Origin of the sequence: Paracoccus sp. SY (assembly GCF_002901215.1) — a bacterium.
Lineage (GTDB): Bacteria > Pseudomonadota > Alphaproteobacteria > Rhodobacterales > Rhodobacteraceae > Paracoccus > Paracoccus acridae.
Window position 1 is genome coordinate 89211 of the sequence record NZ_NWMQ01000010.1, and the last position, 21568, is coordinate 110778.

Sequence of the window (21568 nt, forward strand, 5' to 3'; positions counted from 1 at the left end):
ATGAACCGCGACTGGACCGCCACCGCCAGAACCCTGTCCGAGGCCCTGCCCTATCTGCAACGCTATTCCGGCGCGGTCGTCGTCGTGAAGTTCGGCGGCAATGCCATGGGGGACGATGACGCCATGGCCGAATTCGCCCGCGACATCGTGCTGATGAAGCAGGTGGGCATGAACCCTGTCGTCTGCCACGGCGGCGGCCCGATGATCAACGAATTGCTGGGCAGGCTGGGCATCGAAAGCACCTTCGTGCGCGGCAAGCGCGTGACCACCAAGGAAACGGTGGAGGTCGTGGAAATGGTCCTGTCGGGCCTGGTCAACAAGCGCATCGTCCAAGCCATCAACGACGCGGGCGGCCGCGCCGTGGGCATCAGCGGCAAGGACGACGACCTGATGGTCTGCGAGGCGGACGACCCCGAACTGGGCTTCGTCGGCCGCCCAGTCGAAATGAACGTCCAGATCATCCGCGATCTTTACAAGGCGGGCCTGATCCCGGTCATCGCCCCCGTCGCCACCGGCATGGCCGACAACGAGACCTTCAACGTCAACGGCGACACCGCCGCGGGCGCCATCGCCGGCGCGCTGCGCGCCGACCGGCTGCTGCTGCTGACCGACGTGGCGGGCGTCAAGGACAAGAACGGAGAGGTCCTGACCCAGCTTCACCCCGATCAGGTGCGCGAGATGATCGCCGACGGCACCATCGCGGGCGGCATGATCCCCAAGACGGAAACCGCGTTGAAGGCGCTGCAGGACGGGGTGCGGGCCGTGGTGATCCTGGACGGGCGCGTGCCCAACGCCAGCCTTCTGGAACTGTTCACCGAACATGGGGCGGGCAGCCTGATCCGGTCCACCCCGCCCAGCACCCGGCCACGCGGCCTGCGGCAAGGCGACGCGTCGTTGTAAGACCACGCCTTGCCGAACGCGCGGGGGAATGGCAGGCTGCGCCCATATTGGCTGAAAACGGGGGCTGCCTGCACATGACACCGCTTGGACATCGACGGCTGATCCTGACGCGCCACGCCAAGTCGGCCTGGGATGATCCGGCACTGCCCGATCACGACCGCCCGCTGAACGACCGGGGCCGCAGGTCGGCCCGGGCGCTTGGCGACTGGCTGGCCTCGCGCGGGTACGAGCCCGAGGAGGTCCTGTGCTCGTCCGCCGCCCGCACCCAGGAAACCTGGTCCATGGTGGCCAGCGCGGCGCTGGAGGTTCGGCCGATGGTGCGGATCGAGGCGGGGCTTTACCAGGCCGGTCCCGACAGGATGCTGTCGATCCTGAAGACCGCCACCCATCCGACGGTGATGATGATCGGTCACAACCCCGGGATCTCGGAACTGGCGGCGCTTCTGCCCGCGCGCCTGCCGCTGGACCCGGATTTCCGCCGCTATCCGACCGGCGCCACCCTGGTCGTGGATTTCCAGGTGGATGAGTGGAGCCAGGTGGAACCCGGCCAAGGCAGCGTGATGGACTTCGTCCGCCTCGACGGTCGGGGCTGACGCGCGCCACCATCTTCTGTGCTTAAATATCCTCGGGGGGTCCGGGGGGCGAAGCGCCCCCGGCTTTCCGTCAATGCCCCAGGATCTGGCTCAGGAACAGCTTGGTGCGTTCCGACTTGGGATTGTTGAAGAACTCGCGCGGCTCGTTCTGCTCGACGATCTGGCCCTGGTCCATGAAGATCACCCGGTTCGCCACCGCCTGGGCAAAGCCCATCTCATGCGTGACGCACAGCATGGTCATGCCTTCTTCGGCCAGCTCGATCATGGTGTCCAGGACTTCCTTGATCATCTCGGGGTCCAGGGCGGATGTCGGCTCGTCGAACAGCATGATCTTGGGCTGCATGCATAGCGACCGGGCGATGGCCACGCGCTGCTGCTGACCGCCCGACAACTGGCCCGGATACTTGTGTGCCTGTTCGGGGATCTTGACCTTTTCCAGAAAGCGCATCGCCGTTTCCTCGGCCTGGCGGCGCGGCACCTTGCGCACCCAGATCGGCGCCAGGGTGCAGTTCTCAAGCACCGTCAGATGCGGGAACAGGTTGAAGTGCTGGAACACCATGCCCACTTCGGACCGCACCTTGTCGATGTTCTTGATGTCGTTGGTCAGTTCGATCCCGTCCACGACGATATGGCCGGCCTGATGTTCCTCAAGCCGGTTGATGCAGCGGATCAGGGTGGACTTGCCCGACCCCGACGGACCGGCGATCACGATGCGTTCGCCCCGATGCACGGTCAGGTCGATGTCGCGCAGCACATGGAATGTCCCGTACCACTTGTTCATGTTGCGGATGTCGATCGCGATTTCGTCGCTAACCAGCATATGGCTGCGGTCGATGGGGCGGGTGATGGTTTCGCTCATGGCGGTGTCCTTACCTGTGGTCGCGGGCCAGACGGCGTTCGAGATACATCGAATAACGCGACATGGCGAAGCAGATCAGAAAGAAGATGAAACCGACGAAGATATAAGGCTCCCAGTAGATGCCCTTCCAGGACGTGCTGGCGCGCACCGCGTCGGACATGGATTTCAGCGGGTCATACAGGCCCACGAAGGTTACCAGCGTGGTGTCCTTGAACATGCCGATGAAGGTGGACACGATGCCGGGGATCGAGATCTTCAGCGCCTGCGGCAGCACGATCAGCCGCTGCGCCTTCCAGTAATCTAGGCCCAGGGCGTCGGCGGCCTCGTACTGGCCCTTGGGCAGGGCGGCAAGCCCGCCCCGGATCACCTCGGCCATGTAGGCTGCGGCGAACAGCGTGACCATGATGATCACGCGCAGGATGATGTCGAAATTGGTGCCGGGCGGCAGGAAATAGTTCAGCAGCAGGGATGCCACGAACAGCAGCGCGATCAGCGGCACGCCCCGGATGAATTCGATGAAGATCACCGCCAGCGATTTCACCAGGAACATGTCCGACCGCCGCGCCAGTGCCAGCACGATCCCCAGCGGCAGGGACAGCGCGATCCCGGAAATACCGATGGTGATCGACAGCAGGAAGCCCCCGAACCGGTCGGATGCGACGGCCGGGATCGCGAATGAAACGATGCTTTCGGCATCCCGCGCGGCCTCGCCCGCATAGCCGACCCACCACAGCACCGGGATCACCAGGGCGGCGATGACCGCCACCATGCCGGACAGGGGATGCATCACCCGCCAGGCGATCCATCCCAGCACCGGTCCGACCAGCACCATGATCGGCCCCCAGGCGGATCCGCCCCACAGGAACCAGACCCCCATCAGCGGATAAAGGACGGAAAAGACCAGCAGCCAGGACACATGCCGCTCCGAAATCGCCAGCGCGCCGACCAGCACGATGGCGGCAAAGACCAGCCAGGCCGCAGGCGCACCCAGGGCGACCATCAGCCACAGCGTCAGCACCGTGGTCAGGCCCAGCACGATCCGCCGGATCCCCGGCGCTTCCGAAAACAGCACCGGGGCAAGCGCCACGAACAGCAGGCCGAAGGCCATGGTGGGCCGCCAATACAGCGCGGGCGGATAGAAGCCATAGACATACTGGTTCCAGCGTTCGCGGATCACCGCCCAGCAGGCGCCGCGCGCCCCCTCGCCCCAGGTTTCCGCGATGATCTGGCGGCATTCGGACAGGCTGGCGGCGTTCCAGACGGAATGGGCGAACCAGTCCCAGAAATGGCTGACCAGGAACCAGACGATCAGGATGCCCAGGATGGTCAGGATCGTGTTCACCGGGCCCGAGAACAGGTTTTCGCGCAGCCAGCGCATCGCGCCGGCCTCCTTTATGGGCGGCTCTGCCGGGGGCAGCATAGTGTCGCGGACAAAGGGAACGGTCTGGGCATGGGTATCGCTCATCTCACCGTTCCTTCAGCTTGACGCGGGAATTGAAGATGTTCATCCCGGCCGAGATGATCAGGCTGAGGACCAGATAGACCCCCATCATCAGCAGGATCGCCTCAAGCTCTCGACCCGTCTGGTTCAGCGTGGTGCCGCCCAGCGTGCCCTTGATGTCCATGTAGCCCACGGCGATCGCCAGCGAGCTGTTCTTGGTCAGGTTCAGGTATTGGGAAATCAGCGGCGGGATGATCACCCGCAATGCCTGGGGCAGGATCACGAGGTTCATGGTCCGGCCGGGACGCAGGCCCAAGGCAAAGGCGGCCTCGGACTGTCCGCGGCTGACGGCCAGGATGCCCGCGCGCACGATTTCCGCGATAAAGGCCCCGGTGTAAAGCGTCAGGGCCAGCCACAGCGCGACCAGCCCGTTCTGCACGTTCAGCCCGCCCGCGAAGTTGAAGCCGCGCAGTTCGGGCGCCTCGAAATGCAGGCCGAAGAACCAGATCAGCAGCAGCGACGGGACGGTCATCACGGCCAGGCTCATCCACCAGGTGGTGGGGCGGCTGCCGGTCTGGTCCTGCACCCGCTGCGCCCAAGCGCCGATCATGCGGCGCACGATCCAGCCGCCGATCAGGACCACGACAAAGGCGATGGTGGCCCAGCTGATGGTGATCCTCGCGCCCAGATCCAGGCTGCCCGGATCGTTGGTCATCGCCAGCGTCGGGATGGCGGTATAGCGGTTGGTCAGCGCCACATGGTCGAACAGGATCATAGATGCGGCAGGATCGTCGCCCCGGAAGGCATTGGGCGGCGGCATCACCTCGGTGAAGATCGCAAAGACGATCAGGATCCACAGCAACAGGGGAACGTTGCGGAACGCCTCGACATAGACGGTCATCAGCCGCGCGATCAGCCAGTTGTTCGACAACCGCGCCACGCCCGCGATGATGCCCACGAAGGTCGCGGCGATGCAGCCCAGGATCGACACGATCAGCGTGTTCAGCAGGCCCACCATGGCGGCGCGGAAATGCGTGTCGTCCGAGGTATAGGGGATCGGCGTCTGCGGGATGTCATAGCCCGCACGCTGCCACAGGAAGCCGAAGTTGAAATCCTTGCCCAGCGCGGCAAGGTTGCGGATGGTGTTGTTGACCAGCCACCAGGCCAGGGCCATCACCAGAATGAACACGATCACCTGGAAGGTCATCGAACGATAGCGCCGATCATAGATCAGCATGCTTGGCCGGAATGGTGGATTCCCCGGCGCTGACATGTCCGTCATGAATTTTACCCCTGTGGCCGGTCATGCCTTATGTGGCAGCGTTTGTCGCGACCGGTCTTTTCATTATGGGAAAGGGGCGCAGATGCGCCCCCTTCGGTCGTGGCGATCCCTTAGCGGAAGGGCATCGCGTACATCAGGCCGCCCTGCGTCCACTGGGCGTTCAGGCCGCGTGCCAGCCCGATGGGGGTCTGTTCGCCGATATTGGCGGCGAAGATTTCGCCATAGTTGCCTCTGGCCATGATGGCGCGCTTGGCCCATTCCTTGTCCAGCCCGATCATCGCCCCCAGGTCGTCGGTCACGCCCAGCAGGCGCTGAACCTCGGGATTCTGGGACGAGGTCGTCAGTTCCCCGATATTGGCCGAGGTGACGCCGTATTCCTCGGCCGCGATCAGCGCGTAAAGCGTCCAGCGGACGATGTCGCCCCAGTTGTTGTCGCCATGGCGCACCGCCGGCCCAAGCGGTTCCTTCGAGATGATCTCGGGCAGGATGATGTGGTTTTCAGGATCGGCGAAGGCGGCGCGGGTGGCGGCAAGGCCCGACGCGTCGGTCGTATAGGCGTCGCAGGCGCCGGCCATGTATTGCTGCTCGCCCTCGGCGTTGCTGTCGATGTTGACCGGCTGATAGGCCATGTTGTTGGCCTTGAAGTAATCGGCCAGGTTCAGTTCCGTCGTGGTGCCGGTCTGGATGCAGACGGTCGCGCCGTCCAGTTCCTTGGCCGAGGTCACGCCCAGATCCTTGCGGACCATGAAGCCCTGGCCGTCATAATAGTTCACGCCGATGAAATCGAGCTTCAGGTCGGTGTCGCGCGAAAAGGTCCAGGTCGAGTTTCGGGCCAGCAGATCCACCTCGCCTGAGGACAGCGCCGTGAAGCGGGTCTGGCCGGTGGTGGGGACGTATTTCACCTTGGTCGCATCGCCCAGCACGGCAGCGGCGACGGCCTTGCAGAAATCGACGTCGAAGCCTGTCCAGTTGCCGTTCGCATCCGGCGCGGCAAAGCCGACAAGGCCCGTATTGACGCCGCAGTTCAATTCACCGCGCGCCTTCACATCGGCCAGCGTGTCAGCCATGCCCGCACCGGCCATCAGCGTGGCGGCGGCGACAGTGCCCAGGAAAATCGAAGTCTTCATGTTTACCCCTTTGTTGGATGCCGTCCCGGCTGTGTCGGGACGACGCCCGGACCTTGTCGGCCGGACTTTTCAATGGGCGCCAGGACAAGCGCCTCATAGGCAACATAGTGCCGATCCTTCCCGATGCGTCAAGCGTGACGCCCAGGATGCAGGCACATTCAACTGAGGCGCGACAGATGCCAGAACCGTTCGGCAACCAGCATCGCAGCCCTGCGGCTTTCGGCAGCAATGCGCGCCTCGTCGTCCTGGCCCCATTGCTCGGCCTGGAAATCCTCGTCGATGCGAGAGATGCGGAAAGCCTCGGAGGCATCGATTCGGCTGCGGATGACGGCCAAGCCCAGAACCAGCGATCCTGGCAGCGTCACCAGATCGTGCAGCGCCGTCAGGCCAAAGGGGTCCAGGGCCTCGACATGGCCGCGCAGCCGCGCAAGCGCCTGGCGGTCCTGGGCGATGGGGATGACGCCATGGGTGATGCGCAGGGGCGCGCGCAACTCGGTCGCGGCCCAATCGACCAGGGGATCCCAGGCCTCGGCCTGGCGGCGGGCCAGTTCGGCAGGCTGGTCGGCGCGATAGGACAGCAGGTCGGTGCCGCCATATTCGGCAAGCATGCCCGCCACATCGCCAAATTGCGGCGTCACCTTTTCGATGGCGGAATTCGCAGCGCGGGTCAGCGGCATGGTGTTGGGGTCGATCACATCGGCCTGGGCGTCCCATTCCGACGCGACCGCCGCCGCCAATCCGGGCGTGGGCAGGATCAGCGGCAGCTTGCCGGGGGTTCGCAGGGGACGGTCGTCCAACGCCACCTCGAACCCGTCACCGGCGGGCCTGACTGAGGATGCCTTCCAGAACCGCCGCGCTTTCCATTCGCTCATGCTGCCCACCTTGCCAGTGCCTGGCCCAAATCCGCAAAATCCGCCGCGACAAGCGCGGCCCCCGAACCCGTCAGCAGGTCCGGCGCGTGATAACCCCAGCCGACGCCAAAGCCGGTCATTCCCGCCGCCCGGGCCATGTCCATGTCGAAACTGGTGTCGCCGACCATCACCGCATCCGTGGCGGCAACACCAGTATCGGCCAGGGCGGCCAGCAGCATCGCCGGATGGGGCTTCGACGGATGATCGTCCGCCGTCTGCAGGCTGACAAATCGCCCCTCCAGCCCATGCGCCTGGATCATCGCCGCAAGGCCGCGCCGCGACTTGCCCGTCGCCACGGCCAGCAGGATGTCGTCTCGCCCGGCCAGCACGTCCAGGCAGTCCAGCGCACCGGGGTAAAGCGGCGCCGGTTGCACCAGCCTGGCCTGCATGAAAGCCGCGCGGTATCCCTCCACGATCCGCGCCTGCGTCTCCCCGTCATGCCCCTGCGCCAGTTGCGCCACCGCGACGGGCAGCGACAGGCCGACGATCTGCAACACCGCCTCGCGCGGCAGGGGGGCCAGCCCCGCACCCTTGAAGGCGGCCGTCATGGCCCCGTGGATATGGTGCTGGCTGTCCACCAGCGTGCCATCGACATCGAAGACGACCAGCTTCATTCGATATCCGCGAAAGGATCGTCCGGCACGTCGTTTTCATGCCAGCCCAGCGTCTTCCAGGTTCTCGCCATATGGTCGGGCAAGGGCGCGGTCAGCGTGACGCGCTTCTTGGTGATCGGGTGGTCGAAGCTGATGCTGCGGGCGTGCAGGTGCAGCTTCCGGCTGATCTCTCCGCCCAATTGGGCCCCCCAGCCGTCGCCCAGGTTTTCCTGACCCGAGCCGCCGTATTTTCCGTCGCCCACGATGGGATGGCCCAGTTGGGCCATATGCGCGCGTAACTGATGCGTCCGCCCGGTGATCGGCACCAGCGCGCACCAGCTGGCCCGCGTACCCAGCGCGTCCAGGACGGCATAGTCGGTGGTGGCGCGCTTGGCGCCTTCGGTGCTGTCGATGTCGCGGGGGTGGACGGCGATCATCTTTTCGTTGTCGCCGCGCCCGGCCCCGCCCTTGACCAGCCCGTACCGGATCGTGCCCATGCGCGGATGGGGCACGCCCGCCACCGCCGCCCAATAGATCTTGCGCGTGGTGCGCGCCCGGAACGCCTCGGACAGGGCACGGGCGATGCGGTCGGTGCGCGCCAGCAGCAGCACGCCCGAGGTGTCCTTGTCCAGCCGATGCACCAGCTTCGGCCGGTCCTTGAAGCCGAACATCAGCGCGGTCGTCAGCCCGTCCACATGCCGGTCGCCCTGCCCGCTGCCGCCTTGGGACGGCAGGCCCGGCGGCTTGTTCAGGGCGATGATGTGTTCGTCCTTCCACAGGACCGCGGCCTGGATCATCTGCGCGTCCGTGTCCGTCACGCGCGGCCCCAGCGGACGTTCCTTCGCCCGCTCGGCGGCGGGCTGGGCATCGGGCAGCGGTGGGATGCGAACCTCCTGCCCCGTCTCGACGCGCGTGGCGGGCTTGACCCGGCCGCCGTCCACGCGGATCTGGCCGGTGCGGCACAGCTTTTCGATCGCGATCTGGTTCAGATGGGGAAACTTCTTCTTCAGCCAACGATCCAGGCGCTGCTCGCCCTCGTCCCCGCCGACCCGCATGGTCTGCACACCGCTCATGCCCATATTCCTCGTCCCAAGGCCAGCCCCGCCACGACGGCAGCCAGCGACAACAGGACCGAAGCCCCGACATAGGCGAACGCCCCTACGCCCTGCCCCCGTTCCCACAGCGTCACCACATCCAGCGAAAAGGCCGAAAAGGTGGTAAAGCCGCCCAGCACGCCCGTCAGCGCCAGGGGTGCCCAGGCATCGCCCAGACGGTGCACGAAGGCGGCGGCCAGAATCCCCATCGCAAAGCTGCCCAGCACATTGACCAGCAGCGTGGCCTGCCAGGCCAGCGGCATCATGCGATACAGCGAAAAGCGGCAGGTGGCCCCGATGGCCCCGCCAATGGCGACTTGCAGATAGGGGTTCATGGCGCGTCTCTGTGGTCCCGCGCGGCCAAAGTCAACTGCCGCGCTTCAGCCGCTGCGACACGAACCAGTCAAGCCGCTTCTTCAGTTCCCGTTCGAAACCCCGTTCCACCGGGACATACAGCACCGGCCGCTTCATCCCGTCGGGGAAATAGTTCTGGCCCGAAAAGCCGTCCTCGGCGTCGTGGTCATAGGCATAGCCCGCGCCATAGCCCTGATCCTTCATCATCTTCGTCGGCGCATTCAGGATATGGGCGGGCGGCATCAGGCTGCCTGTGCGCCGCGCCTCGGCCCGGGCGGCCTTGTAGGCGACATAGCCCGCGTTCGATTTCGGCGCGAGCGCCAGATAGATCACCGCCTGCGCCAGGGCCAGTTCGCCTTCCGGGCTGCCAAGCCGTTCATAAAGCGCCCAGGCATCCAGGCAATGGCGCTGCGCGGCAGGATCGGCCAGGCCGATATCCTCGACGGCCATGCGGGTGATGCGGCGCGCCAGATAACGCGGATCCTCGCCTCCTTCCAGCATCCGCGACAGCCAGTAAAGCGCCGCGTCGGGGTCGCTGCCACGCACCGATTTGTGCAGGGCCGAGATCAGGTTGTAATGCTCGTCCCCCGACTTGTCGTATTTCGCCGCACGCCGCATCAACCGCTGCGCCATGGCGGGCTGGTCGATGGGCTTGTCGGTCTTCCAGGCCGCGACCTGCTCGATCAGGTTCAGCGCGGCGCGGCCGTCGCCATCGGCCATTTCCAGCAACGCCTCGCGCGCCTCGGCGGTCAGGGGCAGCTTGCGGCCCAGTTCGCGCTCGGCGCGCTGCGCCAGCAGTTCCAGGTCGCGCAACGACAGGCGTTCCAGGACGATCACCTGCGCCCGCGACATCAAGGCGGCGTTCAGCTCGAAGGACGGGTTCTCGGTCGTCGCACCGACCAAAAGGATCGTCCCGTCCTCCATGTACGGCAGGAAGCTGTCCTGCTGCGCCTTGTTGAAGCGGTGGATCTCGTCCACGAACAGCAGCGTGCCGCGCCCCTGCTGGCGGCGCAGTTTCGCGGTCTCGAAGACCTTGCGCAGTTCCGGCACGCCCGAGAAGATGGCGCTGATCTGCACGAAGGCCAGATCCGTTTCATCCGCCAGAAGGCGGGCGATGGTCGTCTTGCCGACACCCGGTGGTCCCCAGAGGATGAGGGACGACAGGCTGCGGGACGCCAGCATCGAACCCAGCGGCCCGTCCGGTCCAAGCACCTTGTCCTGGCCGATCACGTCGCCCATGCGCACGGGGCGGATGCGATCGGCCAAGGGCCGCACCGAAGGGGACGGGGGCGGGCCGGGCAAGGGATTGGCGTCGAACAGATCGGGCATGATGCCGTCAGTGTAAGGCGGCAGAACGGCTGCGAACAGCCCCCGCCATCAATGCATCTTCGGGGCCAGGCTGATGGCGACGCATTGGAAATGGGCGTCGTCGATCCACATCACCCGGCCGATCGCCTCGGCGTCAAGGCCGCAGCGGCCGTACCACCGCGGCCAGCTTGCCCCGGTCAGGGCGATCAGACGCGTGGCGCCCAGTTCGCGGGCCGAACCGGTCATGGCCTCGACCATCTTGAAGTGGACCTTGCGGCGATACATCTGCGGGATGTCGTGGCTGACGAACACGCGCGAACATTCCCAGACCTGATCATCGACCGGCGCCTCGGCATCCAGCAGATCCTGCGGGATCGACCCGCCCAGGATGCCCTTCTGGGCGTCGCGGATCATGTAGCTGTAGATGCCGCAGCGCGCCGTGGTGGGGGTCAGGCGGAAGCCCGCAAGAACCTCGCCCTTGTCGTGGACGGCGATCCAGCGGCTTTGCGGCGTGTCGTACTGGTCAAATTCCATGTCTTCGGCCTCGGGCAGATCCCAGTTCTTCTGGATGATGAAGCTCTGCTTGCGGGCGCGGAACAGATTGGCGAACAATTCGCCATGGTTGTGAAGGTTCGAAAAGGAAAGCGTGGTCGTCTGCATTGTCATACTCCTGGGGTGTAAGGACAGCCCCTCCTCGCGTCCCGGATCCCCTGGGCGAACGCCTAGAGCAGACGGTATTCCTTGGCCCGTTGCAGCGCCTCGGCGGTCGTGCGTGCCTTCAGTCTTTCGCGGACCGAAATCAGCCTGGCCTTGAACGCGCTTTCGGTAATGCCAAGTTTGGCTGCCGCTGCCGCATGACGATCACCCTCCGCGACGCAACGAAGGGCTTCTTTCTGAGCCTTGGTCAGGCTCGCCGGCGGCTCCGTCGAATCGTGAAGCCGACGTACCGTGGTCGAGATCTCGGCGATCTCGTCATCACTGAATTCCCGGTCGCCGCGCGCAAAACTGGCGATGGTGCGGGAATTGATCGGACCATAGGACACCGTCAGTCCGAAGGTGAGGCCGTGGTCCGCTGCGTCCTTGAGGATGTTGAAAGGATCGGGGATCGGCAGGCTGGACCAGCGACAGGCGCCGGTCGTGGAAAAGCCCCAGGCAATCGTCGGATCGCGCAGCGCATAGCCGTTCTGGGAATAGAATTCCGACCATTCCTCGGCATAGGTCTGGAACTGCATCAAGGGGGCGGCAAAGCGTATGTGCAGGCCTACGAAATAGCCTGCCGGAGCAAGCTTCCCCAACTTTCTAAGACCAGCATTGATATCGGCGCGAGATGACATGACTTTTTAGACAAATTGCGTTTTGAACCGTCAACGACCAAAGTAGTTCTGACAAATAATAGTTGCCATATCCTTAATGGGACAGGAGATCCCGCCTATGCGGCCCTCCCACGGAGTCCGGGCATTGCCTGTCGATCTTTGCCAACAACTGCTGGCGATGCCCTTGACGGCAGATGAACGGCAAGAGGCTGCTCAGGCTATCATGAAATTTACCGAACGTCGCAAAATTCGTGCATTTTGTCACAGCACTACGGAAAACGCCCCGCAACCGGATTGGCTGCGGGGCGTCTGATTCGGTCGCGAGGAACGCTTATTCGGCGTCGGCAGCCTCGGCCTCGACGCGGGCGCGGTCGGCGGCACCCTTGGCCGAAACGTCGCGATCCACGAATTCGATGATCGCCATCGGCGCCATGTCGCCATAGCGGAAGCCGGCTTTCAGGACGCGGACATAGCCGCCCTGGCGGTCCTTGTAGCGGGCGCCCAGCACCTCGAACAGCTTGGCGACATACTGGTCCTGCTTCAGCTGCGCCGCAGCCTGGCGGCGGGCGTGCAGGTCACCGCGCTTGGCCAGCGTGATCAGCTTTTCGATGATCGGGCGCAGTTCCTTGGCCTTGGGCAGGGTCGTCTTGATCTGCTCGTGCTCGATCAGCGAGCCGGCCATGTTGGCGAACAGCGCCTTGCGGTGTTCGTGGGTGCGGTTGAGGCGGCGATAGCCACGGGCGTGACGCATGATGATTCTCCGTTTACGTCTTTTGCTTTGTCCGGCGGCCCATGCGTGCGGGCCGCTCTCCTTGGGGCGGGATGCCCATATGTCGCAAGGTGCGTGCAAGCACGCACCCTACGCTATCTTTCAGAACTGGTCGTCGAACCGCTTGGCCAGATCCTCGATGTTCTCTGGCGGCCAGTCCACGACATCCATGCCCAGGTGCAGGCCCATGCCCGACAGCACTTCCTTGATCTCGTTCAAGGACTTGCGGCCGAAGTTCGGGGTGCGCAGCATCTCGGCCTCGGTTTTCTGGATCAGGTCGCCGATATAGACGATGTTGTCGTTCTTCAGGCAGTTGGCCGAACGGACCGACAGCTCCAGCTCGTCCACCTTCTTCAGCAGGCGCGGATCGAACTCCAGGCCATCCTCGGCATCCTGGCGGTTGGCCGATTCGGGTTCGTCGAAGTTCACGAAGACCGACAACTGGTCCTGGACGATGCGCGCGGCATAGGCCACGGCGTCTTCCGGGGTCAGCGAACCGTCGGTCTCGATCTTCATCGTCAGCTTGTCATAGTCCAGCACCTGCCCCTCGCGGGTGGGCGTGACTTCATAGCTGACGCGCTTGACCGGCGAGAAGATCGCGTCGATCGGGATCAGACCGATGGGCGCATCCTCGGGGCGGTTCTTGTCAGCGGCGACATAGCCCTTGCCCGTCTGCACGGTCAGTTCCATGTTCAGGTCCGCGCCGTCGTCCAGGTGGCAGATGACGTGATCGCGGTTCAGCACCGTGATCCCGGCCGTTTCCTGGATGTCGCCGGCCTTGACCTCGCCCGGGCCCTTGGCGGACAGGGTCAGGCGCTTGGGCCCTTCCACGTCCATCTTCAGCGTCACGCCCTTGAGGTTCAGGACGATGTCGGTAACGTCCTCGCGGACGCCGGCGACGCTGCTGAATTCATGCAGGACGTTGTCGATCTGGACCGAGGTGATGGCCCCGCCCTGCAGCGACGACAGCAGCACGCGGCGCAGCGCGTTGCCCAGGGTCAGGCCGAAACCACGTTCCAGCGGTTCGGCGACCAGCGTGGCGGTGCGGGTGGCATCCGCGCCCGGCTTGACGACCAGCTGAGTCGGCTTGATCAGCTCGGCCCAATTCTTGTGGATCATGCGTTTGCCTCCATTCTTGTCCCCGGCCCATGTCCTTGGCCGGAAACGCCCGAGGTTGAAAACGTAAAGACCGAACCGCGCGAAGCCGCGCGGTCCGGGTAAGCATCATCTGAAAATCAGACGCGGCGGCGCTTCGGCGGACGGCAGCCGTTATGCGCGATCGGCGTCACGTCGCGGATCGCGGTGATGTTGAAGCCAACCGAGGCCAGCGCGCGCAGCGCCGATTCACGGCCTGAACCGGGGCCCTGGACTTCGACTTCCAGCGTACGGACGCCGTGTTCCTGTGCCTTGCGGCCTGCGTCTTCGGCGGCCATCTGGGCGGCATAGGGGGTCGATTTGCGCGAGCCCTTGAAGCCCATGGTGCCGGCGGACGACCACGAGATCGCGTTGCCCTGCACGTCGGAAATCAGGATTTTCGTGTTGTTGAAGCTGGAATTCACATGCGCAACGCCGGTGGCGATGTTCTTGCGTTCCTTGCGCTTCATGCGGGTCTTGTCGCGTGCCATATCCGTTACCCCTTATTTCTTCTTGCCAGCGATGGGCTTCGCCGGGCCCTTGCGGGTGCGGGCATTGGTATGGGTGCGCTGACCGCGGACCGGCAGGCCGCGACGGTGGCGCAAGCCACGATACGAACCCAGGTCCATCATCCGCTTGATGTTCATCTGGGTTTCACGACGCAGGTCGCCTTCGACGGTCAGGTTGGCGTCGATGTATTCGCGGATCTGCAGAACTTCGGCGTCCGACAGGTCGTTGACGCGGCGCGCGCGGTCGATGCCGACGGCTTCGCAGATCTGTTCGGCATACATCGGGCCGATGCCGTGGATATAGGTCAGTGCGATCGGGACGCGTTTCCCGGTCGGAATGTTGACGCCAGCAATACGAGCCACGCGTTATCCTTTATCGGTTGCGGTTCCGTAGCACCGGAACCTTTTTTCACAACGGAAGGCCCGAAAGCCATGCCTTCGGGCCGCTGATGGTCCACCCCTGAAGGGTGATTCTCTTGCGAGATGACGTGACTTAAAGGCCGTTGACTGTGGCGTCAAGTGCCGGTCGCGATTTCGCTTGACGCGGGCAGGACGGTCTCGATCTGTGCGGCCACATCATCCATGGCGGCAAGACCGTCGACCGGCGCCAGCTTCCCCTTGGCATAGTAATAGCCGATCAGGGGCGAGGTCTTCTTGTAGTATTCCAGAAGCCGCGTCTTCAGGCTTTCCTCGTTGTCGTCGGCACGCCGCTTCAGGTCGGTCGATCCGCAGACGTCGCAGACCCCTTGCTTTGCAACCGGCTTGGTTTCGTCGTGATACACCTCGCCGCAGTTGCCGCAGGTATAGCGGCCGGTGATGCGGCGGACCAAGGCCTCGTCATCCACCTGCATCTCGACCACGGCGTCCAGCACCATGCCGGTCTCGTCCAGCAACTGGCCAAGCGCGTCGGCTTGCGCCAGTGTCCGGGGGAAGCCGTCGAAGATGAAGCCGTTGCCGCCTTCCGACAGTCTTTCGCGGATCAGGCCGATGACGATCTCGTCGGTGACAAGTTGGCCCCGGTCCATGACCTCGGCCACGCGCTTGCCCATCTCGGTTCCCGAAGACCGGGCCGCGCGCAGCATGTCGCCGGTAGAGAGCTGCACCAGCCCGCGTTCCTCGACCAGCTTGCGGGCCTGGGTTCCCTTGCCGGCACCGGGCGGTCCCAGCAGAATGATATTGATCGTCATCTAAGGTCTGTCCCCCTCGTCAGCCCTTGGGGCCGTTAGCGGCGCGACGGTGCGCGACGCGGCTTTGCGCTTCCCTCTTTGCGTTTACCACGCAGTTGGGATTTCTCAATCAGGCCTTCGTACTGATGCGCCAGAAGATGGCTTTGCACCTGGTTGATCGTGTCCATCGTCACCGACACCACGATCAGGACCGAGGTTCCGCCGAAGTAGAACGGGATCGACCACTGGTGGCGCAGGATTTCGGGAAGCAGACAGACCGCCGCCAGATAGGCCGCGCCGATCACCAGCACGCGGTTGACGACATAATCCAGGTATTCCTCGGTCCGCTTGCCCGGACGGATGCCCGGGATGAAGCCGCCCTGGTTCTTCAGGTTCTCGGCCACGTCGTCGGATTTGAAGCTGACGTTCTGGGTATAGAAATAGGCGAAGAAGACGATCATCGCCGCGAAGAAGATCAGGTAAAGCGGCTGGCCCGGGCCGAAATAGGCCAGGATCGTGGACATGATCGGACCCGTCTGGTTGCCCGAGAAGGTCGAGATCGTGATCGGCAGCAAGAGCAGCGAGGACGCGAAGATCGCCGGGATGACGCCCGCCGGGTTCACCTTGATCGGCAGGTGGCTGGACTGGCCGTCATAGATCTTCATGCCGACCTGGCGCCGCGGGTACTGGATGCGGATTTTGCGCAGCGCGCGTTCCATGAAGACCACGAAGGCGATCACGGCAACAACCATCACGATCACGCCCAGGATCACCGGGGTCGAGATCGCGCCCGACCGGCCCTGCGCGAAGAAGCTGGCCAAGGCCGCCGGAATTTCCGCGACGATGCCCACGAAGATGATCAGAGAGATGCCGTTGCCGATGCCGCGTGCGGTGATCTGTTCGCCCAGCCACATCAGGAACATGGTGCCGCCGACCAGGGTGATGACCACGGATGCCTGGAAGAACAGGCCCGGATCATGCGCAAGGCCGCCGGCTTCCAGCGACTTCGCCAGGCCGTAAGCCTGGAACAGCGCCAGGGCCACGGTGCCATAGCGGGTGTACTGGTTGATCTTCTTGCGCCCTTGCTCGCCTTCCTTCTTCAGCTGTTCCAGCGAAGGCACCATTGAGGTCAGAAGCTGCACGATGATCGAGGCCGAGATATAGGGCATGATCCCCAGGGCGAAGACACCCATGCGGCCAAGCGCGCCGCCGGTGAACATCGACAGGATGCCGCCGATGCCCGACTGGGCCTGGTCCATGAAGTTGCGCAGCGCCGCGCCGTCGATGCCCGGCACGGGAATATAGGTGCCCAGGCGATAGATGATCAGCAGGCCGATCGTGAACCAGATACGCTGGCGAAGTTCCGTGGCCTTGCCGAATGCGCTCCATGAAAGGTTCGCGGCCATCTGTTCTGCGGCTGACGCCATGTGTTTTACGTCCCGTGTCATGACAGCGCCGCCGACCCGTTTCCGGGGACCGGCGGCGCCAGGAAAACCTGTTCGCTATCTATGGGGCGCGCACGCCCCGATCAACAGCTTATTCCGCCGCCGCTTCGGCCTTGACCGGCAGCGACACCTTGCCGCCCGCCTTCTCGACCACCTCGACCGCCGATTTCGACGCGCCGGTGACGGTGATGGTCAGGGCCGAGGTCAGCTCGCCCTTGGCCAGCAGACGGATGCCGTCCAGCTTGCGGCGCACCAGGCCGGATGCGACCAGGGCGTCCTCGGTCAGTTCGGCGGTGGCGTCGATCTTGCCGGCGTCGATGAAGGTCTGGATCTGGCCCAGGTTCACCACGGCGAAGGATTTCGCGTTCGGCGCGGTGAAGCCGCGCTTCGGCAGGCGGCGGTACAGCGGCATCTGGCCGCCTTCATAGCCGTTCAGCGCAACGCCCGAACGCGAGCTTTGGCCCTTGATACCACGGCCGGCGGTCTTGCCCTTGCCCGAACCGGGTCCGCGCGCAACGCGCTTCTTCTTGCGGTTGGCGCCGTCGTTGTCGCGGATTTCATGCAGTTTCATGTCGCTTCTCCTAGGCCGGACGCACCCCCGAAGCGATGATGGGGCGGACGCGGCATGTCAGTTTCGTGAATCGGTGCGCGATGGCACCCGCGGGCGTATAGCGGGAACCGTCCCCTGGGGCAAGGCTTGGCTTTCCGGCCGGACAAGCGGATGTGAGTTGCCGTTGCGGATGGCCGGATTATCAGGATGGGATCAGCTTACGGACCGATTTCATGACCCGCATCGCCCTTTTCCTTGCCACGCTGCTTCTTGCCCCCGCCGCCGCCCAGGCCGAGCCCACCTTCTGCACCGCCCGCATCAATGGCCGCGATGTCCCGCTGGCCTATGACCCCAAGGAACCAGGCCTGCGCGATCACTTCAGCCGGCGAGAGATCCTTTTCACCTCCTGGGGCCGCGACACCTGCCCCAGCTATGTCGTGCTGCGCAGCCTCACGCCCGACCTGAACGACGACGAGCGCGGCCCCTTTTGCCTGCGCCACGACAAGACCAGCGATTCGATCATCGGCTATGACCTGGGGCGCCGCGATGCCTATGGCCGCTGCGAGGCGGCAGCCAAGACCGTCTGCCAGCGGGTGAACCAGACCAAGAACGCGGCCGTCGCCATCACCGGCGCTGCCGCACGGGGCGCGATCAGTGGCGCAAGGGCGCTGCCCGACGGGTCGGGCGCGGTGATCCTCAGCGGCTCGCAGGGCTATATCACCGGGGCGCTGTCCTCGATCGGCGGGGCGGCCGCAGCGATGGCGTCGTCGCCCGCGATCGTCGCGGGGGCCGCCGTTTCGGTCGTCGCGGTGGGTGGCGCGGTCTATGCCTGCCAGGAATAGCCTCAGAACTCCAGCCAGGTTCCGATCTTGATCGCGGGCTCGCTGGGCCCCACCAGCGGGACGATCACCCCTGCTTCAAGCCGTGCCGGGCCGGGAATGTCATAAACGACGGAACTAGCCAGCTTGGCCTGGAAGTCGCTGTCCTTGCGCGTCTCCAGCCGAAGCTGATTGACAAGGGCCCAGGCGGGCTGCGGGCGGATTCCGACGGTCAGGTCCAGCTTGCCGACGATCTCGGGCGTCAGATAGGCGTATTCCACCTGCGTCAGCCCATCGCGCACAGTGACCTCCTCGGTCTTGCCGGCGACCTTCACCCGGGCTTCGGCCGTCATCCAGCCCCCGTCCCATGGCCCCGAAAAGCCGCGTCCCAGCATCAGGGCTGCCTGGCTCAGCGGCAGGATCTCTCCATCCCGCCGGATTGCACCAAAGCCCATGGAATAGGACAGCCGATAGGGCCCCTGCCCGCCGTCCAGCGATTTCTGGTACCACAGCATGGCCGTGGTTTCACCCACATCCGTGTGGCCCAGTTCGAACCCCAGGACACGGTGGCGGGACAGGCCATATTCCAGGTACAAGCCCAGGTGAGAGTTCCGCGCCTTGTCATGTTCCCCCGAGAAAGCCACGAAGACCTGCCCCGGATCGCGCGGCCATGGACCGGCGGAAGCCAGAGAAGCCGCCATCAGCCAGAAAAGGCAGGCACCAAAGAGCCGCGTCACCGTCGTCCCCATCCGGTTTGCATCACCGACAGGGATAGGAGCCAGACGTTAGGAAAGGATTAACGCGACAGGGCGAAATGAAATACGCCCCGGATTTCTCCGGGGCGTTCTTTCCTGCCGATCCCGATGGATCAGGCTTTTTCTTCGATGATGGTCACCAGATGCGGGATCTTCGCGACCATGCCGCGGATCGAGGGAGTATCCTCAAGCTCGCGCGTGCGGTTCATCTTGTTCAGGCCCAGGCCCTTCAGCGTCTCACGCTGGATGGCGGGGCGGCGGATCGGGCTGCCGATCTGCTTGACGACGATGGTTGCCATTCGCCTGTCTCCTTAGGCTTCGACCGGCTCGGCAGCCGGCTTGTTGTCCTGCGGCAGGATGTCGGCCACCTTCTTGCCGCGACGCTGCGCGACCGAACGGGGGCTCGATTCCTTCTTCAGGCCATCCAGCGTCGCACGGATCATGTTGTAGGGGTTCTGCGAACCCTGCGACTTCGCCACGACGTCCTGGACGCCCAGCATCTCGAACACGGCGCGCATCGGACCACCGGCGATGATCCCGGTCCCCGGAACCGCGGTGCGCATGATCACCTTGCCCGCGCCATGACGGCCTTCGATGTCGTGGTGCAGGGTGCGGCCGTCGCGCAGGGGCACGCGGACCAGCGAACGCTTGGCCTGCTCGGTGGCCTTGCGGATCGCTTCCGGCACTTCCTTGGCCTTGCCCTTGCCGAAGCCGACACGGCCGCGCTGATCGCCGACGACGACCAGGGCTGCAAAGCCGAAGCGCTTGCCACCCTTGACGGTCTTCGACACACGGTTGATCGCAACAAGGCGATCCTGGAATTCCGGGTTTTCCTCGCGCTCTTCGCGGCGACCCCGGCGGTTATCACGTTCTGCCATGAGGCATTCCTTGTCAGGTGGCGCTTCATTCGCGCCGGTTGGTTCAATCCAGGTGGGGCGGCCCGCAAGGACCGCCCCCCGGATCATCGGGGCGGCGCCGCCCCTTCCGGAACCGGCGCCACCCGCATCATCAGAACTTCAGGCCACCTTCACGGGCAGCGTCGGCCAGGGCCTTCACCTTGCCGTGGAAGATGAAGCCGCCGCGGTCGAACACGACTTCCTCGATGCCGGCGGCTTTCGCACGCTCGGCGATCGCGGCGCCGATCTTGGCGGCAGCCTCGACGTTGTTCTTGCCGACCAGGCCGAAGTCCTTCTCCAGCGTGCTGGCGGAAGCCAGGGTCACACCGTTCAGGTCGTCGATGACCTGAACCGAGATGTTCTTCGACGAACGGTGGACGGACAGCCGCGGACGGCCATTCGACATCGCCCGCAGTTTGTTCCGAACGCGCAGGCGGCGCTTCTGGAACAGCTCTTGCTTTTTCAGTGCCATTTCATGCGCCCCTTACTTCTTCTTGCCTTCCTTGCGGAAGACGAACTCGCCCTTGTAGCGGATGCCCTTGCCCTTGTAGGGCTCGGGCTTGCGCCATTCGCGAATGTTCGCGGCCACCTGACCAACAAGCTGCTGGTCGATGCCTTCCACGACGATTTCGGTCTGCTTCGGCGCCGTGATCGTCACGCCTTCCGGCGTTTCGAAGTTCACGTCGTGCGAATAGCCCAGAGCCAGCTTCAGGGTCTTGCCCTGCATCGAGGCGCGGTAACCCACGCCCTGGATTTCCAGCTCTTTCTTGAAGCCTTCCGACACGCCGACGGTCAGGTTCTCCACCATCGAGCGGGTCAGGCCCCACTGCTGGCGGGCCCGCTTCGAGGTGCCGCGCGGCTTCACCGCCACCGAACCTTCGTCCAGAACCAGATCGACGTCATCCGTCGCCGTGAAGCTGCGGGTGCCTTTCGGCCCCTTCACTTCGATGGTCTGGCCCTTGATCTCGGCCGTCACGCCCTTGGGCAGAGCGACCGGCTTTTTACCAATCCGAGACATCTGCTGCCCTCCTTAGAACACGGTGCAGAGGACTTCGCCGCCGACATTGGCGTTGCGAGCCGCTGCATCCGACATGACGCCCTTGGGCGTCGAGACGATGGAGACGCCCAGACCCTGGCGGACCTGCGGGATTTCCTTGGCGCCGGCGTAAACGCGGCGGCCAGGCTTCGAGACACGCGACAGCTCGCGGATGACCGGGGTGCCGTCGTGGTACTTCAGACCGATCTCAAGCTCGGCATGGCCGGCTTCGGTGGTCACTTCTTCATAGCCGCGGATGTAACCTTCGGCTTTCAGCACGTCCAGAACCCAAGCGCGCAGCTTGGAGGCCGGGGTGCGGACGGTCGATTTGCCGCGCATCTGTGCGTTGCGGATGCGGGTCAGCATATCGCCGAGAGGATCGTTCATCGACATTGTGCCCCCTTACCAGCTGGACTTGACGAGACCGGGGATCTGACCTTGCGAGCCCAGCTCGCGCAGCATGATCCGCGACAGTTTCAGTTTGCGGTAATACGCGTGCGGACGGCCGGTCAGTTGGCACCGGTTGTGCAGACGCGTTTCCGACGAGTTGCGCGGCAGTTCGGCCAGCTTCAGCGAAGCCTTGAACCGCTCTTCCATCGGACGGGACTGGTCGTTGATGACCTCCTTGAGGGAGGCGCGCTTGGCGGCGAATTTCGCGACCAGACGCTCGCGCTTCTTCTCGCGCTCGACCATGGATTTCTTTGCCATATCTCTT

Annotated in this window: 28 protein-coding genes; 3 read left to right on the plus strand and 25 right to left on the minus strand. The window is 64.5% G+C overall.

Annotation, left to right across the window (positions count from 1 at the left end):
- Together argB and CK944_RS10405 are read left to right on the plus strand one after the other, a co-directional pair.
- Window positions 1–900 (plus strand): acetylglutamate kinase, encoded by a 900-nt coding sequence (gene argB, locus CK944_RS10400; protein WP_103172997.1) that lies wholly within the window; start codon window positions 1–3, stop codon window positions 898–900.
- A 74-nt stretch (window positions 901–974) separates the two neighbouring features.
- Window positions 975–1493: a histidine phosphatase family protein gene (locus CK944_RS10405; protein WP_103172998.1), complete on the plus strand. Its 519-nt coding sequence runs from the start codon at window positions 975–977 to the stop codon at window positions 1491–1493.
- Window positions 1494–1563: 70 nt separating this feature from the next.
- Here CK944_RS10405 and CK944_RS10410 read toward each other — a convergent pair whose 3' ends face one another.
- From CK944_RS10410 to rplO, 18 genes are all read right to left on the minus strand, one after another.
- The gene (locus tag CK944_RS10410) at window positions 1564–2352 is read right to left on the minus strand and encodes an amino acid ABC transporter ATP-binding protein (RefSeq protein WP_103172999.1); all 789 of its coding nucleotides are present in this window, start codon (window positions 2350–2352) and stop codon (window positions 1564–1566) included.
- A 10-nt stretch (window positions 2353–2362) separates the two neighbouring features.
- Window positions 2363–3817: an amino acid ABC transporter permease gene (locus CK944_RS10415; protein WP_103173000.1), complete on the minus strand. Its 1455-nt coding sequence runs from the start codon at window positions 3815–3817 to the stop codon at window positions 2363–2365.
- A 1-nt stretch (window position 3818) separates the two neighbouring features.
- Complete coding sequence (locus CK944_RS10420) at window positions 3819–5075, minus strand: amino acid ABC transporter permease (RefSeq protein WP_188715186.1); 1257 nt, start codon at window positions 5073–5075, stop codon at window positions 3819–3821.
- Window positions 5076–5185: 110 nt separating this feature from the next.
- The gene (locus CK944_RS10425; protein ID WP_103173002.1) at window positions 5186–6202 is read right to left on the minus strand and encodes an amino acid ABC transporter substrate-binding protein; all 1017 of its coding nucleotides are present in this window, start codon (window positions 6200–6202) and stop codon (window positions 5186–5188) included.
- Window positions 6203–6360: 158 nt separating this feature from the next.
- Window positions 6361–7074: an ATP12 family chaperone protein gene (locus CK944_RS10430; protein ID WP_103173003.1), complete on the minus strand. Its 714-nt coding sequence runs from the start codon at window positions 7072–7074 to the stop codon at window positions 6361–6363.
- Complete coding sequence (locus tag CK944_RS10435; RefSeq protein WP_103173004.1) at window positions 7071–7727, minus strand: HAD-IA family hydrolase; 657 nt, start codon at window positions 7725–7727, stop codon at window positions 7071–7073. The genes CK944_RS10430 and CK944_RS10435 overlap by 4 nt, the downstream gene beginning before the upstream one ends.
- Window positions 7724–8779, minus strand: a complete 1056-nt coding sequence (locus CK944_RS10440) for an RluA family pseudouridine synthase (protein WP_103173005.1) — start codon at window positions 8777–8779, stop codon at window positions 7724–7726. The genes CK944_RS10435 and CK944_RS10440 overlap by 4 nt, the downstream gene beginning before the upstream one ends.
- Window positions 8776–9135: a CrcB family protein gene (locus CK944_RS10445; protein WP_103173006.1), complete on the minus strand. Its 360-nt coding sequence runs from the start codon at window positions 9133–9135 to the stop codon at window positions 8776–8778. Before CK944_RS10445 ends, CK944_RS10440 begins: the two co-directional genes overlap by 4 nt.
- 31 nt (window positions 9136–9166) lie before the next feature.
- Window positions 9167–10483: a replication-associated recombination protein A gene (locus tag CK944_RS10450; protein ID WP_103173007.1), complete on the minus strand. Its 1317-nt coding sequence runs from the start codon at window positions 10481–10483 to the stop codon at window positions 9167–9169.
- 48 nt (window positions 10484–10531) lie between these two features.
- The gene (locus CK944_RS10455; RefSeq protein ID WP_103173008.1) at window positions 10532–11122 is read right to left on the minus strand and encodes an acyl-homoserine-lactone synthase; all 591 of its coding nucleotides are present in this window, start codon (window positions 11120–11122) and stop codon (window positions 10532–10534) included.
- 62 nt (window positions 11123–11184) lie between these two features.
- Window positions 11185–11796 (minus strand): autoinducer binding domain-containing protein, encoded by a 612-nt coding sequence (locus tag CK944_RS10460; RefSeq protein ID WP_103173009.1) that lies wholly within the window; start codon window positions 11794–11796, stop codon window positions 11185–11187.
- Between the two features lie 310 nt (window positions 11797–12106).
- Window positions 12107–12526 (minus strand): 50S ribosomal protein L17, encoded by a 420-nt coding sequence (gene rplQ / locus CK944_RS10465; protein WP_103173010.1) that lies wholly within the window; start codon window positions 12524–12526, stop codon window positions 12107–12109.
- Between the two features lie 120 nt (window positions 12527–12646).
- Entirely contained in the window at window positions 12647–13663 is a 1017-nt protein-coding gene (locus tag CK944_RS10470; RefSeq protein ID WP_103173011.1) for a DNA-directed RNA polymerase subunit alpha, read from the minus strand.
- 116 nt (window positions 13664–13779) lie between these two features.
- Window positions 13780–14169, minus strand: a complete 390-nt coding sequence (rpsK, locus tag CK944_RS10475) for a 30S ribosomal protein S11 (RefSeq protein WP_089386342.1) — start codon at window positions 14167–14169, stop codon at window positions 13780–13782.
- Window positions 14170–14181: 12 nt separating this feature from the next.
- Entirely contained in the window at window positions 14182–14550 is a 369-nt protein-coding gene (gene rpsM, locus CK944_RS10480; RefSeq protein WP_103173012.1) for a 30S ribosomal protein S13, read from the minus strand.
- A 152-nt stretch (window positions 14551–14702) separates the two neighbouring features.
- Complete coding sequence (locus CK944_RS10485; protein ID WP_103173013.1) at window positions 14703–15374, minus strand: adenylate kinase; 672 nt, start codon at window positions 15372–15374, stop codon at window positions 14703–14705.
- Window positions 15375–15409: 35 nt separating this feature from the next.
- Window positions 15410–16780: a preprotein translocase subunit SecY gene (gene secY, locus CK944_RS10490; protein ID WP_103173014.1), complete on the minus strand. Its 1371-nt coding sequence runs from the start codon at window positions 16778–16780 to the stop codon at window positions 15410–15412.
- A 109-nt stretch (window positions 16781–16889) separates the two neighbouring features.
- Window positions 16890–17369 carry a 50S ribosomal protein L15 gene (rplO, locus tag CK944_RS10495; protein ID WP_103173015.1) on the minus strand — a complete coding sequence of 160 codons (480 nt, stop codon included), beginning with the start codon at window positions 17367–17369 and terminating at the stop codon, window positions 16890–16892.
- Window positions 17370–17581: 212 nt separating this feature from the next.
- On the opposite strand from rplO, the gene CK944_RS10500 reads away from it, so the two are divergent.
- Window positions 17582–18190 (plus strand): hypothetical protein, encoded by a 609-nt coding sequence (locus CK944_RS10500; protein WP_103173016.1) that lies wholly within the window; start codon window positions 17582–17584, stop codon window positions 18188–18190.
- Between the two features lie 2 nt (window positions 18191–18192).
- On the opposite strand, the gene CK944_RS10505 is transcribed toward CK944_RS10500, so the two are convergent.
- The 7 genes from CK944_RS10505 to rpsN form a co-directional block, all read right to left on the minus strand.
- A complete protein-coding gene (locus CK944_RS10505; protein WP_103173017.1) occupies window positions 18193–18915 on the minus strand; it encodes a hypothetical protein in 723 nt (240 codons plus the stop codon).
- 119 nt (window positions 18916–19034) lie between these two features.
- Entirely contained in the window at window positions 19035–19220 is a 186-nt protein-coding gene (rpmD, locus tag CK944_RS10510; RefSeq protein ID WP_103173018.1) for a 50S ribosomal protein L30, read from the minus strand.
- A 12-nt stretch (window positions 19221–19232) separates the two neighbouring features.
- Window positions 19233–19799, minus strand: a complete 567-nt coding sequence (gene rpsE / locus CK944_RS10515; protein ID WP_103173040.1) for a 30S ribosomal protein S5 — start codon at window positions 19797–19799, stop codon at window positions 19233–19235.
- A gap of 130 nt (window positions 19800–19929) precedes the next feature.
- Window positions 19930–20289, minus strand: a complete 360-nt coding sequence (gene rplR, locus CK944_RS10520) for a 50S ribosomal protein L18 (protein WP_103173019.1) — start codon at window positions 20287–20289, stop codon at window positions 19930–19932.
- A 12-nt stretch (window positions 20290–20301) separates the two neighbouring features.
- Window positions 20302–20835 carry a 50S ribosomal protein L6 gene (gene rplF / locus CK944_RS10525; protein WP_103173020.1) on the minus strand — a complete coding sequence of 178 codons (534 nt, stop codon included), beginning with the start codon at window positions 20833–20835 and terminating at the stop codon, window positions 20302–20304.
- 12 nt (window positions 20836–20847) lie between these two features.
- A complete protein-coding gene (rpsH, locus tag CK944_RS10530; RefSeq protein ID WP_103173021.1) occupies window positions 20848–21246 on the minus strand; it encodes a 30S ribosomal protein S8 in 399 nt (132 codons plus the stop codon).
- A 9-nt stretch (window positions 21247–21255) separates the two neighbouring features.
- Complete coding sequence (gene rpsN / locus CK944_RS10535; protein WP_103173022.1) at window positions 21256–21561, minus strand: 30S ribosomal protein S14; 306 nt, start codon at window positions 21559–21561, stop codon at window positions 21256–21258.
- Between the last annotated feature and the right edge of the window lie 7 nt (window positions 21562–21568).

Coding starts and splice junctions, on each gene's coding strand:
- argB (WP_103172997.1), top strand. CDS start 1: ATGAACCGCGACTGGACCGCCACCGCCAGAACCCTGTCCGAGGCCCTG.
- CK944_RS10405 (WP_103172998.1), top strand. CDS start 975: ATGACACCGCTTGGACATCGACGGCTGATCCTGACGCGCCACGCCAAG.
- CK944_RS10410 (WP_103172999.1), bottom strand. CDS start 2,352: ATGAGCGAAACCATCACCCGCCCCATCGACCGCAGCCATATGCTGGTT.
- CK944_RS10415 (WP_103173000.1), bottom strand. CDS start 3,817: ATGAGCGATACCCATGCCCAGACCGTTCCCTTTGTCCGCGACACTATG.
- CK944_RS10420 (WP_188715186.1), bottom strand. CDS start 5,075: ATGACGGACATGTCAGCGCCGGGGAATCCACCATTCCGGCCAAGCATG.
- CK944_RS10425 (WP_103173002.1), bottom strand. CDS start 6,202: ATGAAGACTTCGATTTTCCTGGGCACTGTCGCCGCCGCCACGCTGATG.
- CK944_RS10430 (WP_103173003.1), bottom strand. CDS start 7,074: ATGAGCGAATGGAAAGCGCGGCGGTTCTGGAAGGCATCCTCAGTCAGG.
- CK944_RS10435 (WP_103173004.1), bottom strand. CDS start 7,727: ATGAAGCTGGTCGTCTTCGATGTCGATGGCACGCTGGTGGACAGCCAG.
- CK944_RS10440 (WP_103173005.1), bottom strand. CDS start 8,779: ATGAGCGGTGTGCAGACCATGCGGGTCGGCGGGGACGAGGGCGAGCAG.
- CK944_RS10445 (WP_103173006.1), bottom strand. CDS start 9,135: ATGAACCCCTATCTGCAAGTCGCCATTGGCGGGGCCATCGGGGCCACC.
- CK944_RS10450 (WP_103173007.1), bottom strand. CDS start 10,483: ATGCCCGATCTGTTCGACGCCAATCCCTTGCCCGGCCCGCCCCCGTCC.
- CK944_RS10455 (WP_103173008.1), bottom strand. CDS start 11,122: ATGCAGACGACCACGCTTTCCTTTTCGAACCTTCACAACCATGGCGAA.
- CK944_RS10460 (WP_103173009.1), bottom strand. CDS start 11,796: ATGTCATCTCGCGCCGATATCAATGCTGGTCTTAGAAAGTTGGGGAAG.
- rplQ (WP_103173010.1), bottom strand. CDS start 12,526: ATGCGTCACGCCCGTGGCTATCGCCGCCTCAACCGCACCCACGAACAC.
- CK944_RS10470 (WP_103173011.1), bottom strand. CDS start 13,663: ATGATCCACAAGAATTGGGCCGAGCTGATCAAGCCGACTCAGCTGGTC.
- rpsK (WP_089386342.1), bottom strand. CDS start 14,169: ATGGCACGCGACAAGACCCGCATGAAGCGCAAGGAACGCAAGAACATC.
- CK944_RS10485 (WP_103173013.1), bottom strand. CDS start 15,374: ATGACGATCAATATCATTCTGCTGGGACCGCCCGGTGCCGGCAAGGGA.
- secY (WP_103173014.1), bottom strand. CDS start 16,780: ATGGCGTCAGCCGCAGAACAGATGGCCGCGAACCTTTCATGGAGCGCA.
- rplO (WP_103173015.1), bottom strand. CDS start 17,369: ATGAAACTGCATGAAATCCGCGACAACGACGGCGCCAACCGCAAGAAG.
- CK944_RS10500 (WP_103173016.1), top strand. CDS start 17,582: ATGACCCGCATCGCCCTTTTCCTTGCCACGCTGCTTCTTGCCCCCGCC.
- CK944_RS10505 (WP_103173017.1), bottom strand. CDS start 18,915: ATGGGGACGACGGTGACGCGGCTCTTTGGTGCCTGCCTTTTCTGGCTG.
- rpmD (WP_103173018.1), bottom strand. CDS start 19,220: ATGGCAACCATCGTCGTCAAGCAGATCGGCAGCCCGATCCGCCGCCCC.
- rpsE (WP_103173040.1), bottom strand. CDS start 19,799: ATGGCAGAACGTGATAACCGCCGGGGTCGCCGCGAAGAGCGCGAGGAA.
- rplR (WP_103173019.1), bottom strand. CDS start 20,289: ATGGCACTGAAAAAGCAAGAGCTGTTCCAGAAGCGCCGCCTGCGCGTT.
- rplF (WP_103173020.1), bottom strand. CDS start 20,835: ATGTCTCGGATTGGTAAAAAGCCGGTCGCTCTGCCCAAGGGCGTGACG.
- rpsH (WP_103173021.1), bottom strand. CDS start 21,246: ATGTCGATGAACGATCCTCTCGGCGATATGCTGACCCGCATCCGCAAC.
- rpsN (WP_103173022.1), bottom strand. CDS start 21,561: ATGGCAAAGAAATCCATGGTCGAGCGCGAGAAGAAGCGCGAGCGTCTG.